Source organism: Streptomyces sp. NPDC060366, assembly GCF_042725135.1.
Classification (GTDB): Bacteria; Actinomycetota; Actinomycetes; order Streptomycetales; family Streptomycetaceae; genus Streptomyces.
Map to the genome: position 1 here is coordinate 16,615 of NZ_JBHXDC010000006.1, position 14,485 is coordinate 31,099.

At 73.0% G+C, this 14,485-nt stretch carries 13 protein-coding genes; 4 read left to right on the forward strand and 9 right to left on the reverse strand.

The genetic code is table 11. The features are described 5' to 3' along the window. Positions 1-104 precede the first annotated feature (104 nt). The 5 genes from ACFWHU_RS16920 to ACFWHU_RS16940 are packed head-to-tail and all read right to left on the reverse strand — an operon-like array spanning position 105 to position 5,686. The gene (locus tag ACFWHU_RS16920) at positions 105-902 is read right to left on the reverse strand and encodes a type III pantothenate kinase (protein ID WP_078075763.1); all 798 of its coding nucleotides are present in this window, start codon (positions 900-902) and stop codon (positions 105-107) included. Next, positions 902-1,924: a carboxylating nicotinate-nucleotide diphosphorylase gene (gene nadC, locus ACFWHU_RS16925; protein ID WP_147878357.1), complete on the reverse strand. Its 1,023-nt coding sequence runs from the start codon at positions 1,922-1,924 to the stop codon at positions 902-904. Before nadC ends, ACFWHU_RS16920 begins: the two co-directional genes overlap by 1 nt. Continuing rightward, entirely contained in the window at positions 1,921-3,699 is a 1,779-nt protein-coding gene (locus tag ACFWHU_RS16930) for an L-aspartate oxidase (RefSeq protein WP_385798313.1), read from the reverse strand. Before ACFWHU_RS16930 ends, nadC begins: the two co-directional genes overlap by 4 nt. Next, positions 3,696-4,751 (reverse strand): pantoate--beta-alanine ligase, encoded by a 1,056-nt coding sequence (panC, locus tag ACFWHU_RS16935; protein ID WP_387225416.1) that lies wholly within the window; start codon positions 4,749-4,751, stop codon positions 3,696-3,698. The genes ACFWHU_RS16930 and panC overlap by 4 nt, the downstream gene beginning before the upstream one ends. Next, a complete protein-coding gene (locus ACFWHU_RS16940) occupies positions 4,748-5,686 on the reverse strand; it encodes a Rossmann-like and DUF2520 domain-containing protein (RefSeq protein ID WP_385798316.1) in 939 nt (312 codons plus the stop codon). The genes panC and ACFWHU_RS16940 overlap by 4 nt, the downstream gene beginning before the upstream one ends. Positions 5,687-5,840: 154 nt before the next feature. Between ACFWHU_RS16940 and ACFWHU_RS16945 the strand changes: the two genes are divergently transcribed. Continuing rightward, positions 5,841-7,016, forward strand: coding sequence for a threonine aldolase family protein (locus ACFWHU_RS16945; RefSeq protein ID WP_387225417.1), 1,176 nt, complete (start codon positions 5,841-5,843; stop codon positions 7,014-7,016). Positions 7,017-7,086: 70 nt separating this feature from the next. Next, positions 7,087-8,181 (forward strand): DUF5937 family protein, encoded by a 1,095-nt coding sequence (locus ACFWHU_RS16950; RefSeq protein WP_387225418.1) that lies wholly within the window; start codon positions 7,087-7,089, stop codon positions 8,179-8,181. A gap of 70 nt (positions 8,182-8,251) precedes the next feature. Here ACFWHU_RS16950 and ACFWHU_RS16955 read toward each other — a convergent pair whose 3' ends face one another. The 3 genes from ACFWHU_RS16955 to ACFWHU_RS16965 form a co-directional block, all read right to left on the reverse strand. Next, positions 8,252-8,854: an AAA family ATPase gene (locus tag ACFWHU_RS16955; protein ID WP_387225419.1), complete on the reverse strand. Its 603-nt coding sequence runs from the start codon at positions 8,852-8,854 to the stop codon at positions 8,252-8,254. Further along, positions 8,854-9,531, reverse strand: a complete 678-nt coding sequence (locus tag ACFWHU_RS16960) for a response regulator (protein ID WP_385798324.1) — start codon at positions 9,529-9,531, stop codon at positions 8,854-8,856. The genes ACFWHU_RS16955 and ACFWHU_RS16960 overlap by 1 nt, the downstream gene beginning before the upstream one ends. Positions 9,532-9,648: 117 nt before the next feature. After that, the gene (locus ACFWHU_RS16965) at positions 9,649-10,851 is read right to left on the reverse strand and encodes a sensor histidine kinase (RefSeq protein ID WP_385798325.1); all 1,203 of its coding nucleotides are present in this window, start codon (positions 10,849-10,851) and stop codon (positions 9,649-9,651) included. Positions 10,852-11,025: 174 nt separating this feature from the next. Between ACFWHU_RS16965 and ACFWHU_RS16970 the strand changes: the two genes are divergently transcribed. After that, a complete protein-coding gene (locus tag ACFWHU_RS16970) occupies positions 11,026-12,039 on the forward strand; it encodes an SAM-dependent methyltransferase (RefSeq protein WP_387225420.1) in 1,014 nt (337 codons plus the stop codon). Then, positions 12,036-13,187, forward strand: a complete 1,152-nt coding sequence (locus ACFWHU_RS16975; protein ID WP_385798329.1) for an NADH-quinone oxidoreductase subunit D — start codon at positions 12,036-12,038, stop codon at positions 13,185-13,187. The genes ACFWHU_RS16970 and ACFWHU_RS16975 overlap by 4 nt, the downstream gene beginning before the upstream one ends. Positions 13,188-13,237: 50 nt before the next feature. Here the strand turns inward: ACFWHU_RS16975 and ACFWHU_RS16980 are convergent, their stop codons facing one another. Beyond that, positions 13,238-14,437 (reverse strand): hypothetical protein, encoded by a 1,200-nt coding sequence (locus ACFWHU_RS16980; protein ID WP_387225421.1) that lies wholly within the window; start codon positions 14,435-14,437, stop codon positions 13,238-13,240. Positions 14,438-14,485: the final 48 nt, after the last annotated feature.

Here is a 14,485-nt window from a genome sequence, read left to right on the forward strand (position 1 = left end):
CGCGGCGGGGACCGGGGTCCGCCGTTCGGATACGGCCCGGCCCGGCGGCCCGACGTGGCGGCCCGGCACCCCGATCCGAACAGCGGGCTCTGCGGACGACGGCCCTACATGCGTGACACGTTGCGCTCGTACACCAGTCGCAGGCCGATCAGCGTCAGCCACGGCTCGTGCTCGTCGATCACCGACGACTCGCCGAGGATGATCGGCGCCAGGCCGCCCGTCGCGATCACGGTCACCTCGCCCGGGTCCTCGGCCAGCTCGCGCGCCATCCGTGTGACGACGCCGTCGACCTGGCCGGCGAACCCGTAGACGATGCCCGACTGCATCGCCTCGACCGTGTTCTTGCCGATGACGCTGCGCGGCCTCGCCAGCTCGATCTTGCGCAGCTGGGCGCCCTTGATGCCGAGCGCCTCCACGGAGATCTCGATGCCGGGCGCGATGACCCCGCCCGTGTACTCCCCGCGCGCGCTCACGGCGTCGAACGTCGTGGCCGTACCGAAGTCGACGACGACCGCGGGACCGCCGTACAGCTCGACGGCGGCGACCGAGTTGATGATGCGGTCGGCGCCGACCTCCTTCGGGTTGTCGACCAGGATCGGCACGCCGGTCTTGATGCCGGGCTCGACCAGGACCGCGGGCACGTCTCCGTAGTAGCGGCGGGTCACCTCGCGCAGTTCGTGCAGGACGGACGGCACGGTGGAGCAGATCGCGATGCCCTCGATGCCGTCGCCCAGTTCGTCGCCGAGCAGCGGATGCATCCCCATCAGTCCCTGAAGGAGGACGGCGAGTTCGTCGGCCGTACGGCGTGAGTCGGTGGACACGCGCCAGTGCTCGACGATCTCCTCGCCGTCGAAGAGACCGAGCACGGTGTGGGTGTTGCCGACGTCGATGGTGAGCAGCATCAGACTCCCGCCTCGCGCAGGTCGAGGCCGATGTCGAGGATCGGGGCGGAGTGCGTGAGGGCGCCTACGGCGAGATAGTCGACGCCGGTCTCGGCGTACGCGCGGGCGTTCTCCAGGACCAGCGTGCCGGACGACTCCAGCAGGGCCCGGCCGGCGACGAGCGCGACGGCCTCGGCGGTCTCGGCGGGGGTGAAGTTGTCCAGCAGGATCAGGTCGGCGCCCGCGTCGAGGACTTCGCGGACCTGCTGGAGCGTGTCCGTCTCCACCTCGATCGCCAGATCGGGGAACTGGTCCCGTACGGCCTTGAAGGCCTCGGCGACCCCGCCGGCCGCCACCACGTGGTTGTCCTTGACGAGCGCGGCGTCGGAGAGCGACATCCGGTGGTTGACGCCGCCGCCGCAGCGCACCGCGTACTTCTCCAGGGCGCGCAGACCGGGTGTCGTCTTACGGGTGTCGCGCACCTTCGCGCCGGTGCCTTCGAGCGCGTCGGCCCACGCGCGCGTGGCGGTCGCGATGCCGGAGAGCCTGCACAGGAGGTTGAGCGCGCTGCGCTCGCCGGTGAGCAGGTCACGGGTGCGGGTGGTGACGCTGAGGAGCTTCTGACCGGCCTCGACGCGGTCACCGTCCTCGACGTGCCGCTCGACCTCGAAGTCCTCCGTACAGACGAGGGAGAGGACGGCCTCGGCGACGCGCAGTCCGGCGACCGTGCCGCTCCTGCGGGCCGTGAAGTCGCCGGTGGCGACGGCGTCGGCGGGGACGGTCGCGACGCTCGTCACGTCCACGCCGTGGTCGAGGTCCTCGCCGATGGCGACGTGGGCGATGTCCTCGACCTGTACGGGGTCGAGCCCGGCCTCGGCCAGCAGCGCGGCGAGCGCGGGGTCGAGACCGCACTCCAGGGAGTCCTCCCCGTCGGAACAGCCGCAGCCGTCTCCGCAGCCCCCGGCGGCCGACGCCGGGGCGCCGATCTGGATGAGCGGTACGTCCACGGCCTCGGGGCGCGGACTGTCTTCGGGCGTGCTCACGGTGACGGCTCCCTGGGGACGGGGGGATCTGCTGGGCGTACGGCGGGAAATGCGGGGGTGTCGGTACGGCTCAGCTCCAGGGCGCGGCCCGCCCCGAGCCTTACGACGAGGTGGCGGCGCCAGTCGGTGTCGTCCCGCTCGGGGAAGTCCTCGCGCCAGTGGCAGCCGCGGGTCTCCTCGCGCTCCAGGGCGGCGGCCACCAGGACGCGGGCGACGCACAGGAGGTTGGAGGTCTCCCACGACTCGACGCCCGGCTGGGCGGGTTTTCCGGGGTCCGTGGGGCGCAGCGCCTCCTGGTGCACCGCCTCCAGGGCCTCGGCGGCCACGCCCAGACTCGTGGCGGACCTGAGGACCCCCGCGCCTTTGGACATGATCCGCTGGATCGTGAGGCGTGCCTCGGGGGCGATGAGCGGCAGGAGGGCGGTGGCATCGGCCGTCCCGTGCGCGGTGGCCGGGGGCCGGTCGGCGGAGGGCTCGGGGCGGGGAGCCGCCGCGACCGCGGCGATGTCGGCCGCGATGCGCTCGGCGAACACCAGTCCTTCGAGCAGCGAGTTGGACGCCAGCCGGTTCGCGCCGTGCACGCCCGTGCAGGCCACCTCGCCGCAGGCGTAGAGGCCCGGCACGGTCGTACGGCCCCGGAGGTCGGTGACGACGCCGCCGGAGGCGTAGTGGGCGGCGGGCGCGACCGGGATCGGCTCGGTGACCGGGTCGATGCCGTGCGACCGGCAGGCGGCGAGGATCGTGGGGAAGCGGTCGGCCCACATCCGGGCGCCGAAGTGCCTGGCGTCCAGATACATGTGCTCGGCGCCCTGCTCCCGCATCCGCCGCATGATGGCCTTGGCGACGATGTCGCGGGGCGCCAGCTCGGCGAGTTCGTGCTGGTCGAGCATGAAGCGGACCCCGTCGGCGTCCACGAGATGGGCGCCCTCACCCCGTACCGCCTCGGAGACCAGCGGCTGCTGGCCCTCCGATCCGGCGCCGAGGAAGAGCACCGTCGGGTGGAACTGCACGAATTCGAGGTCGGAGACCTCGGCGCCGGCGCGGAGCGCGAGGGCAACGCCGTCGCCGGTCGATACGGCGGGGTTGGTCGTCGCCGAGAAGACCTGGCCCATGCCGCCGGTGGCCAGGACCACGGCGGGGGCGCGGACCGCTCCGACGCCGTCGTGCTGACCCTCGCCCATCACATGGAGGGTGACGCCGGAGGTGTTGCCGTACTCATCCGTGAGGAGGTCGAGGACCAGCGCGTTCTCGACAGTACGGAGTGAGGCGTCGCGCACCGCGTCCACCAGGGCGCGGGAGATCTCCGCGCCGGTCGCGTCGCCCCCCGCGTGGGCGATACGGCGGCGGTGGTGGCCGCCCTCGCGCGTCAGCTGGAGGTCGCCCGTCGCCGACGTGTCGAACCGCGCGCCAGTCCCGATCAGGCGGCGTACGGCGTCGGGGCCCTCGGTGACGAGGGTGCGTACGGCCTCCTCGTCGCAGAGGCCCGCGCCCGCGACGAGGGTGTCGCTCAGATGCTGCTCGGGGGTGTCGCCCTCGCCGAGGGCGGCGGCGATGCCGCCCTGCGCCCAGCGGGTGGAGCCGTCGTCGAGGCGTGCCTTGGTGACGACGACCGTCCTGAGCCCGGCCGCCGTGCAGCGCAGCGCCGCGGTGAGTCCGGCGACGCCGGAGCCGACCACGACCACGTCGGCGTCGATGGCCCAGCCGGGCACGGGCGCGGTGAGCTGGATGCCGGCCGGCAGGCCGGGCTCCGGCGTCCGGGCGGACTCGGCGGTCACTGGGCGGCTCCGAACGTCAGGGGGATGTTGTCGATCAGCCGCGTCGCGCCGACCCGCGCGGCCACGGCGAGGATCGCCTCGCCGGTGTGGTCGTCGGGGACCTCGGTGAAGTCGGCGGGGTCCACGAGGGCCAGGTAGTCGAGCGTGAAGGACCGGTTGTCCCTGGCCGCCTGGTCGAGGACGACGCGGGCCGCGGACCGTACGGCGTGCGCGCCGCAGCCCCGCGTCGGCGGCGTACGTGAGGCGGCGTGCGCCACCGCGTGGGTGTCGGCGGCGGCACGGGCCTCGCCGAGCGCGGAGAGGGCGGCGGCGCGGGCATTGGACGTGGGCGCGGACTCCGCGCGGGCGCGCAGCGCGTGCTGGGCGCCCAGACGGTCTCTCGCGGCGAAGAGCGCGAGGGAGAGCGCGAGGGCGGTACGGCGCTCGGCGGCGGAGAGGAACCGGTTGCGGCTGGAGAGGGCGAGACCGTCGCCCTCCCGGACCGTCGGCACGCCGACGATCTCGACCGGGAAGTTCAGGTCGCGGGCCATCCGCCGGATCAGCGCGAGCTGTTGGGCGTCCTTCTGTCCGTAGAAGGCGACGTCGGGGGCGGTGAGGTGCAGCAGCTTCGCGACGACGGTGAGCATGCCGTCGAAGTGTCCGGGCCGCGCGGCGCCTTCGAGGCGCTCCCCCATCGGGCCGGCGGAGATCCGCACCTGGGGCGTGCCGCCCGGGTACACCTCGTCGACGGACGGCGCGAACACGGCGTCGGCGCCCGCCGCCTCGGCCGTCTTGAGGTCCGATTCGAGTGTCCGGGGGTAGCGGTCGAGGTCTTCGCCCGCGCCGAACTGGAGCGGGTTGACGAAGACGGTGACGACGACGGAACCGGCCGGGCCGACGTGCGCCCGCGCGGCACGTACCAGCGCGGCGTGGCCGTCGTGGAGGGCGCCCATCGTCATGACGACGGCGGTACGGGCGGCGGGTGCGGGCTCATGGGTTGCCGCGGGCCGTTCGCCGTGCCGGGCGAGCAGCCGGTGAAGCTCCGCGCGCGTGGAGGCCACTTCGAGGCTCATCGGGCGCTTCCCCCGTGGTGGTCACCGTCGGCGAGGACGTCCAGCAGGTCCTCGGCCAGCCCCGGCTTGAGCAGCCCGTGGGCGAGCGCCCGGTCTGCCGTCGTACGGGCCATCGCCAGATAGCCCGGCACGACGGCGGGCGCGTGCTCGCGCAGTTCGGCGACATGCGCGGCGACGGTGCCGGCGTCGCCGCGCGCCACGGGACCGGTGAGCGCGGCATCGCCGGAGCGCAGCGCGTTGTCGAGGGCGGCGCCGAGGAGCGGGCCGAGCATCCTGTCCGGCGCGGCGACGCCGGCCTTGCTCAGCAGCTCCATCGACTGCGCGACCAGCGTGACCAGGTGGTTCGCGCCGAGCGCCAGGGCCGCGTGGTAGAGCGGGCGGGCGTCCTCCTCGACCCACTCGGGCTCGCCGCCCATCTCGATGACCAACGCCTCAGCGGCGAGCCGCAGTTCGTCGGGCGCCGTGACCCCGAAGGAGCAGCCCGCCAGCCGCTGGACGTCCACGGAGGTGCCGGTGAACGTCATCGCGGGGTGGAGCGCGAGCGGCAGCGCGCCCGCGTGCAGGGCGGGGGAAAGCACCTTCGTGCCGTACCGCCCGGACGTGTGGACCAGCAGCTGTCCCGGCCGTACGGCTCCGGTCTCGGCGAGCCCTTCGACCAGGCCGGGCAAGGCGTCGTCCGGGACGGTCAGCAGCACCAGTTCGGCGCGGGCCAGCACTTCGGCGGGCGTCACGAGGGGCACGTCGGGGAGCAGGACGGCCGCCCTCCGTACGGAGGCGTCGGAGACGCCCGACGCGGCGACCGGGCGGTGGCCCGCGAGCCGGAGAGCGGCGGCCAGCGTCGGCCCGACGCGGCCGGAACCGACGACTCCGACCGTGAGCCGGGCGGGCCTGTCCCTCGGGTCACGTGGATCTCTGGGAACTGCTGATGCGTTCACGCGGCGGGGCCTTCCGTTCCAGTCCGCGACGGGTACCGGACGATTTCTCGCCATGCTACGCCAGCGTTTCGTGGCATTCCCCGACTGTCCACAGGCTGTGGGCGACCCCGGTGAAGGACTGGGACCCGTCTGCCCCGTGGACGATGATCCCCCCATGGCAGACATCAGCGAACAGGACGAACGACGGCGGCGGCTGGCCGCCTGGAAGGCGTCCGGACGGACCCTCTGGCGCAGCTCGGCCGACCGGCCCCTCGGTGAGCGGCTGGCCGCTCTGGCGGCCGACGCGTCATCGGTCCATGACCTGGACGAATGGACGGACGTGTACGGGGACGGGGTCGTCGCGGAGCTGGAGAGCCGGGTGGCGGACCTGCTCGGCTTCCCGGCCGCCGCGTTCTTCCCGACCGGGACCATGGCGCAGCAGGTGGCGCTGCGGTGCTGGGCGGGGCGCACCGGGAACGCGACCGTGGCGCTGCATCCGCAGGCGCACCCGGAGGTGCACGAGGGCGGCGCCCTGTCGGTCGTCAGCGGCCTCCGTACGGTCCACCCGACGTCCGCGCCCCGGCTCCCGACGGCCGAGGAGATCCACGCCGCGGACGAGCCGTTCGGCACGCTGATGCTGGAACTGCCGCTGCGCGACGCGGGGTTCGTGCTGCCGACGTGGGACGAGCTCGTCGCCGTGGTGGCGGCGGCGCGCGAGCGGGACGCGGTGGTGCACTTCGACGGCGCGCGGCTGTGGGAGTGCGTGACGCACTTCGGCCGGCCGCTGAAGGAGATCGCGGGGCTCGCGGACAGCGTGTACGTGTCCTTCTACAAATCCCTGGACGGGCTGTCGGGGGCGATGCTCGTGGGCCCGTCGGCGGTGGTGGAGGAGGCGCGGGTGTGGCGGCATCGGTACGGAGGGCAGCTCTTCCAGCAGTATCCGGCGGCGCTGTCCGCGCTGCTGGGGCTTGAGCGGGAGCTGCCGCGGCTGCCTTCGTACGTGGCGCACGCGCGCGTGGTCGCCACGGCGCTGGCGGAGGCGTTCGCGGCACCGGCGCCGGGCGCGGCGGGGGAATCGGCGGCCCCGTGGTTCCGCGTACATCCACGTACACCGCACACGCACCAGTTCCAGGTGTGGCTTCCGCACGACGCGGCGGTGCTCAACGAGGCGGCCGTACGGCAGGCCGAGGAGACCGGTGTGACGCTGTTCCGCCGCTGGTTCGAGTCGGGTGCGGGCCCGCCCGGTGTGGCGGTGGCGGAGGTGACGGTGGGTTCGGACGGGCTGGAGTGGACGGCGGACGACGTGCGGCTGGCCGTCGGTGAGTTCATGGCGCGAGTGGTGCCGGGGTAACGGGCCCGCCGATTGACGGACGGCGTCAATCGTCCGCCGCGGTGTCGGTGGTGGCGTGCAGCATGGGTGCATGAGCGTGACCATCGACATCACCGGGCTGCCACACGAGCGCATCGTCTTCGGACCTTCACCGCTCGCGGAGCTGGGCGCCGCCCTGCACGTGCTGTCGGAGCCCGGCCACCACGCCCGGCTCCACGGCTGGGTCACCTCCACGTCCGCCGGCCTCAAGCCCGAGCTGGCCGACCGGCTGCACGAGGCGGACTTCCTGTGGCGGTCCGCCCGCTCCGACATCCTGCTGCCCGCCCGCCCCCGCGAGACGCTGGCCGAGGAGCTGGACGACCTCGACACGATGCCGGACGAGCAGTACGTGGCGGCGGCGCTGGAGATCTCCTGCGCCAGTCAGTACGGCACGGGCGCGCCGTCCCCGCTGGTGGACACCGCGATGCGCGAGCGCGTACTGGAGCTGGCGGCGGCACGAGGGCCGCACCAGGCCGCCTTCGTACGGCGCATGCTGACCGACCCGCCCGCCGTCCGGGCATGGATACGGCGGCTGCTGGAGGACTGCGACGAGGCGTTCTTCGCCGAGACCTGGCGGCGTGTCCGGGTCCAGCTGGCCGCCGACGCCCGGCACAAGACCGAACTGCTGCGCCACAAGGGGCTCGCGGACGCCGTCGCCGCCGTCTCGTCCGCCGTGAGCCTCCAGGAGACGGGCACGGGCGGCCTCGCCGTCGTCGTCGACAAGCTCACGTCGGGCGGTACGAGCGCCGCCGGGACGGGCCTGACCTTCCTGCCGACCGCCTTCGGCTGGCCGCATCTGCTGGCGCTGTACGCGCGCGACTGGCAGCCGGTCGTCCAGTACCCGGTGGGCAGCCCGGAGCCGTCGGGCGGCGCCCCCTCCGTGGAGATGGTCAAGCTGCGTCTGGAGGCGGTCGCGCACCCCATGCGGATGCGGATGTGCCGGAGTCTGGCGCGGGGCTCGTACACGACGGGCGAGCTGGCCGACACGTACGGGATCACGGCGCCCGAGGTGTCCCGGCATCTGGCCGTGATGCGGAAGGCCGGTCTGCTGACCACCCGCCGCCGGGGGCGCTATGTGCTGCACCAGTTGGACGTGACCCTCGTGGCCCGGCTCGGCAGCGACTTCCTGGAGGGCGTGCTGCGCTGAGTGGCGAGCCGCTCGCGGCCCGATCGAGGGCACGACAATCGCGGGCACGCCCTCGGCCCCGGCCTCGGGCTCAGTCGAAGCGGATGTGCTTGACGCCGGTCCAGGCCCGCCGCAGCCGGTGGCGGAACGCGCTGTCGGTGTTCGGGGCGAGCCGCAGCCCTGCCGACGCGGCGACGGTGTCGGCGACCTGGGGGATCGTCAGGCCGTCCGTACGGATGTGCTCGCCGAACTCCGGCCGGGACAGTCGCTCCAGACAGTGGTCCAGCTTCCCGACGGCGAAGCTCTCCCGCTTGAGCCCCAGCCCGAGTCCGCGTTCGGTGAGCCTCTTAAGGACGGTCTCGCGCGCGGCCAGCAGAGCGAAGTGGTGTACGTCGTGGCCCTCCTCGCGCAGTCGGCCGACGATCTCCTTGAAGTAGCCGTCGTCGACGAGCGTCATGGGGGCGATGACCGTGCCGTCGTGCTCGCGCAGCGCCAGATCGAGCATGTCGTGGACGCCCTGCCGCCAGACGGGCAGGTCCTGGAAGTCACCACGGAGCCCCGCTGGCAGCATGCGGTGCAGCCCGAACCCGACGTACTCGGGATCGCAGACGACGCTGCCCGGCAGCCGCCGCGCGATCTCGTGCGCGGTCTGTGTCTTCCCGCCGCCGAACGGCCCGTTGATCCACAGCAGCATCAGAGGGCGCCTCCTCCGGCGCGCACCAGCCCCGACTCGTACGCGAGCACCACGACCTGCACCCGGTCGCGCAGACCGAGCTTGGTGAGGATGCGGCCGACGTGCGTCTTCACGGTCGCCTCGGAGAGCACCAGCCGGGCGGCGATCTCGCCGTTCGACAGGCCCTGGGCGACCAGCAGCATGACTTCGCGCTCGCGGCCGGTCAGCCGCTCCAGCGCGCCGGTGGCCGCGCCGTTCTCCTTGCCGCTCGGCAGCATGGCCGAGAAGCGGTCGAGCAGCCGGCGCGTCGTGGACGGCGCGACGACCGCGTCACCGCTGTGCACGGCGCGGATCGCGGTCAGCAGTTCGGAGGGCGGTACGTCCTTGAGCATGAAGCCGCTGGCGCCCGCCTTGAGCCCCGAGAAGGCGTACTCGTCGAGGTCGAACGTGGTCAGGATGAGCACCTTGGGCGGGTCGGGCTCCGCGCAGATCCGGCGGGTCGCCTCCACGCCGTCCAGCCGCGGCATGCGGACGTCCATCAGGACGACGTCCACGGCGGTGCCGCGCAGATTCTCGATCGCCTCCGCTCCGTCGCCCGCCTCCGCGACGACCTCCATGTCCGGCTGTGCGGCCAGCACCATGCGAAAACCGGTGCGCAGCAGCACCTGGTCGTCGACGAGCATCACGCGGATCGACATCGGCGGGTTCCTTGTCCGTTGGGTCCAGTGATCGGGTGGGTCGGATCGGTTCAGGTCGGGTCGGGTCGGGTCGGGTCGGGTCGGGGAGAAGTGGGCGGGGGTGGTGGCGGTCGCGGCTCAATGCGCGGGCTTCAGGGGAAGCAGCGCGCTGATGCGGAAGCCGCCCCCCGGGCGGGGCCCCGCGTCGAGCGTGCCGCCGACCATGCCGACGCGCTCGCGCATCCCGATGAGACCGTGTCCCCGGCCGTCCGCGCCACCGTCCACGTACATCTCGTGGCCCGCGCCGCGCCCGTCGTCCTCGACCAGGAGTCCGAGCCCGTCGTCGAAGTAGACCAGACGCACACTGGCTCCCACATCGGGTCCGCCGTGCTTACGGCTGTTCGTCAGGGCCTCCTGCACGATCCGGTACGCGGTGAGCTCCACCCCGCTCGGCAGCGACCGGGGCGTGCCCTCGACCTTGAAGTCCACGGTGAGCCCCGCCGACCGCACCTGTTCGACCAGATCCTCTATCTGCCGGACGTCGGGCTGCGGCACGTACTCACCGCTCTCCTTGACGTCCCCCGTCCGCAGCACTCCGAGCAGCCGGCGCATCTCCGCCAGCGCCTGCCGTCCGGTGCCCGAGATGGTCTCCAGGGCCTGTCTGGCCTGCTCGGGCGCGGTGTCCAGGACATAGGCGGCGCCGTCGGCCTGGACGACCATCACGGACACGTTGTGCGCGACGACGTCGTGCAGTTCGCGGGCGATCCGCGCGCGCTCGGCGGCGACGGCCACCTTGGCCTGCGCCTCGCGCTCCTTCTCCAGCCGGGTGGCGCGCTCCTCCAGCTCGGCGAAGTAGGCGCGACGGGTACGGATGGAGTCGCCGAGCACCCAGGCGAGCACGAAGGGCACGGTCAGCACGACGGTGAGGAAGACCTGCCCGCTGAAGCTGGCCTCGTTGGTGGGCCAGCGCAGTGACGCCAGCGGCGCCGCGGCCAATCCGCCGATCAGCCCCAGCCGGGTGGCCCAGCGGGGGCCACCACGGGCGGCGACCGTGTAGATCAGCGCCAGCATGGCGAAGTCGGCCGGATTGACGCTGACATCGGCCAGCAGCTGGACCACGCCCAGTACGGCCGTGAGCAGCAGCATCTTGTCCGGGGCACGTCGGCGCAGCGCGACGGTCAGCGAGAGCAGAAGAACGACGACGAGGGCCACGAGCATCCGCTCGGCGCCGGTGTTGCTCTCCACCCCCACCCACAGCACGGAGCACCCGAAGAGCACCACAGCCCAGAAGCTGTCGACGCCCGTCGGGTGCCTGCGGAGAAAATCATAGAGACGCTGCACGTAACCCAGCGTAGGGAAGCGAGAAAGGTAGAAGGGTCAACCGGAGGGCCGATCCGGTCGGTCGGCGCGTACTCCCCAAGGTGGAGACTTGGGCCTGTGACGGATGAGACGTGTAAGCGCGAGGGGACTCGCGGGGCTCCGTGGGGCCAGGAGCCGCGTGGGTGGGCCGCGGCCATGGAGAGCGCGCTGTACGGCCCGGAGGGCTTCTACCGGCGCCCTGAGGGGCCCGCCGGGCACTTCCGTACCTCCGTGCACGCCTCCCCGCTGTTCGCGTCGGCCGTCGCGCGCCTGCTGATGGCGACGGCGGAGGCGCTGGACACCGACGAGATCGCGCTGGTCGACGTCGGCGCGGGACGCGGGGAGCTGCTGACGGGGGTCCTGGCCGCCGTACCGGACGGGCTGGCCGTGAGGCCGTACGCCGTCGAACGGGCCGCCCGTCCGCCGGGGCTCGACGGGCGCGTCGAGTGGACCGACCGGCCGCCGACCGGTGTGCGGGGGCTGCTGTTCGCCAACGAGTGGCTGGACAACGTGCCCGTCGACGTCGCCGAGACCGGGCCCGACGGGACGGTGCGGTACGTCCTGGTCGGCCCCGACGGTACGGAGCGGCCCGGCGCCCCGGTCGACGGCGCGGACGCCGCGTGGCTGGCGCGCTGGTGGCCGATGGCCGAGCCGGGGGCGCGGGCGGAGATCGGGCGCAGCCGTGACGAGGCGTGGGCCGCCGCAGTGGCGACGCTGGACCGGGGGCTGGCGGTGGCCGTCGATTACGCCCATGTACGGGGCGACCGGCCGCTGTTCGGGACGCTGACCGGGTTCCGGGACGGCCGCGAGGTGCGCCCGGTGCCGGACGGGAGCTGCGACATCACCGCGCATGTCGCGCTGGACGCGTGCGCGGCGGCGGTCGCGGTGGACGGCTCGGACGACACCGGCGACACCGACGACGACGCGGGCGTCGCGGACATCGGGGGCGATGCGGCGGCCTTCGTACTGAGTCAGCGCGAGGCCCTGCACCGCCTCGGCGTCAGCGGGCAGCGCCCACCGCTCTCCCTCGCCAAGACCGACCCCGCCTCCTACGTAGGCGCGCTCGCCTCCGCCGGCCAGGCCGCCGAACTGACCGCCCGCGGCGGCCTCGGCGACTTCGGCTGGCTGATGACCCCCGTCCGTACCGCTCTGAGAGACTGGGCCCCATGACGGAGACCACCCGCACGACGGTCGGCATCGGCGGCGCGGCCGAGAGCACGGACATGGTGCTCAACATCGGGCCCCAGCACCCCTCCACGCACGGTGTGCTCCGGCTGCGACTGGTACTCGACGGTGAGGTGATCCGGCACGCCGAGCCGGTCATCGGCTATATGCACCGCGGCGCCGAGAAGCTGTTCGAGGCGCGCGACTACCGCCAGATCGTGATGCTCGCCAACCGCCACGACTGGCTGTCGGCGTTCTCGAACGAGCTGGGTGTGGTGATGGCCGTCGAGCGCATGCTCGGTATGGAGGTGCCGCAGCGCGCCGTCTGGACCCGGACCCTGCTCGCCGAGCTGAACCGGATGCTCAACCATCTGATGTTCCTCGGCTCCTACCCCCTCGAACTGGGCGGGATCACCCCGGTGTTCCACGCCTTCCGGGAGCGCGAGGAGCTCCAGGCCGTCATGGAGGAGATCTCCGGCGGCCGGATGCACTTCATGTTCAACCGGGTCGGCGGTCTCAAGGAGGACCTGCCCGCCGGCTGGCTGGACCGCGCCAGGCACGCGGTCTCCGAGGTCCGTTCGCGGATGGACGTGTACGACAGGCTGGTCCTCGGCAACGAGATCTTCCGGGGCCGGACCCGTGGCGTGGGCGTCCTCTCGGCGAAGGCCGTGCACGCGTACGGGGTCTCGGGGCCGATCGCGCGGGCCTCGGGCGTCGACTTCGATCTGCGCCGCGACGAGCCGTATCTCGCGTACGGCGAACTCCAGGACACGCTCGAGGTCGTGACCCGCGAGGACGGCGACTGCCTGGCCCGCTTCGAGTGCCTGCTGGGGCAGACCCACAACTCGCTGGACCTCGCGGACGCGTGTCTGGACCGCATCGCGGATCTGGAGCCCGGTCCGATCAACCAGCGGCTGCCCAAGGTTCTCAAGGCGCCCGAGGGACACACGTACGCCTGGACCGAGAACCCACTCGGCATCAACGGCTACTACCTGGTGTCGAAGGGCGAGAAGACGCCGTACCGGCTGAAGCTGCGCTCCGCGTCCTTCAACAACATCCAGGCCCTCACCGAACTGCTGCCCGGCACCCTGGTCGCCGACATGGTGGCGATCCTCGGCTCGCTCTTCTTCGTCGTCGGCGACATCGACAAGTAGGACGGACTCGGACGCCGTTCGGCCGTCGCCGTCCAGGACTCGGACGCCGTCTAGGAGCCGATCGCGCTGCGCAGTTGACCCAGCGGCAGCGGCTCGGTCTCGTCGTGCTCGGTCAGGTCGATGACCTGACCCACCGCCCGGTCCTCGGACCCGCGCTGTACGGCCAGGGCCTCCTCGCCGACCACATCTGCCAGGTCCTCGCGCTGCGCACGCTCCAACTGCGCGGGCTCCGGCCGTCCGGCCCCGGTGTCCACGGCCTCCGGGCCGGCTGGGCCGTCCTCCGTCGCGCCGTCGGGCGGTTCGATCGCGGCCGGGCCGTCCTTCTGCGTACCGAAGAAGTCGAACCCTCCCTCGGGGCCCCTCTGGAGCCGGTGCCGCCGGTTGTACGGGACGATCGCCGACGCGCCGGGGTGGGGGCGGGTGGCGGGCAGGGACGACGTCGGCCGGACCTTCAGCGGCAGCGCGGACGACGGGCGCGTGTGCTGCTCGGCGGCCGTCGCCGCTTGTGCCGCGCGCCGCTCCTCGGCCGCCTTCTCCCGCTCGGCCTTCTCCCGTTCCGCCCTCTCCGCGCGCGCCTTCTTCTCGGCCTTCGCGGTCCGCTTCGCCCGCTCCGCCTCCGCCTCGGCCTCGCGGGCCGCGCGTTCTGCGAGCTGTCGCCGGCGGGCGTCTTCGAGGATCCGCCTGGTGTGCTGCGTGATGCCGTTGCGCGTCAGGTCGTCCAGGGCCTTCGAGGCCCGGAAGTACGCCGACGCGGTGGGCGTACTGCCCGCGGGGGGCAGCGCCTTGGGCTCCTGGGCCGCCTCTATCGCGAGCTGCCGCCGGCCCTCCAGCGCACTGGCCCGCGCGGTTTCCGCCGTGGCGTACCGCCGCAGGAGCGCGGCGTGCTCACCGCGCAGCTTCGCGAGTTCGACCCGCTTGGCGCGCAGTTTGGTCTCGAGCCTGGTGCGAATCTCGCGCGATTCGTCGATATCGGCTTCGAGTTCCGCTATTCGCTCCTCGGTCTTCCACTCCTCGCTCGCCCGCGCGCGCAACAGCTCCGCGACACGCCTGCCCGCCGCCGAGTCCCAACTGCGCATCAGATAAGCGCCGGTGGCGGCGGCGACCGCGGTGACGGCCACCAGACCGCGGAGCGCCACGGGTTCCGCGAGCAGCCAGGCACCCGCGGCGCACAGCGCCGCGGCCCCTGCTACGGCCGACGGCGGCAGAATCCTGTGGAGGGGCGGGGAATGGCGATGGCGTCCACGTGGCATGGCCCGAAATTTACCGCGCGTGGACGCGGAATGGGGGTCGGCCGGACA

What these genes read in the sequence shown, in the direction of transcription:
- ACFWHU_RS16960 (WP_385798324.1), bottom strand. Translation starts at nt 9,531, where the DNA reads ATGTCGATCCGCGTGATGCTCGTCGACGACCAGGTGCTGCTGCGCACC.
- ACFWHU_RS16975 (WP_385798329.1), top strand. Translation starts at nt 12,036, where the DNA reads ATGACGGAGACCACCCGCACGACGGTCGGCATCGGCGGCGCGGCCGAG.
- ACFWHU_RS16950 (WP_387225418.1), top strand. Translation starts at nt 7,087, where the DNA reads ATGAGCGTGACCATCGACATCACCGGGCTGCCACACGAGCGCATCGTC.
- ACFWHU_RS16955 (WP_387225419.1), bottom strand. Translation starts at nt 8,854, where the DNA reads ATGCTGCTGTGGATCAACGGGCCGTTCGGCGGCGGGAAGACACAGACC.
- ACFWHU_RS16980 (WP_387225421.1), bottom strand. Translation starts at nt 14,437, where the DNA reads ATGCCACGTGGACGCCATCGCCATTCCCCGCCCCTCCACAGGATTCTG.
- ACFWHU_RS16920 (WP_078075763.1), bottom strand. Translation starts at nt 902, where the DNA reads ATGCTGCTCACCATCGACGTCGGCAACACCCACACCGTGCTCGGTCTC.
- panC (WP_387225416.1), bottom strand. Translation starts at nt 4,751, where the DNA reads ATGAGCCTCGAAGTGGCCTCCACGCGCGCGGAGCTTCACCGGCTGCTC.
- ACFWHU_RS16945 (WP_387225417.1), top strand. Translation starts at nt 5,841, where the DNA reads ATGGCAGACATCAGCGAACAGGACGAACGACGGCGGCGGCTGGCCGCC.
- ACFWHU_RS16970 (WP_387225420.1), top strand. Translation starts at nt 11,026, where the DNA reads ATGGAGAGCGCGCTGTACGGCCCGGAGGGCTTCTACCGGCGCCCTGAG.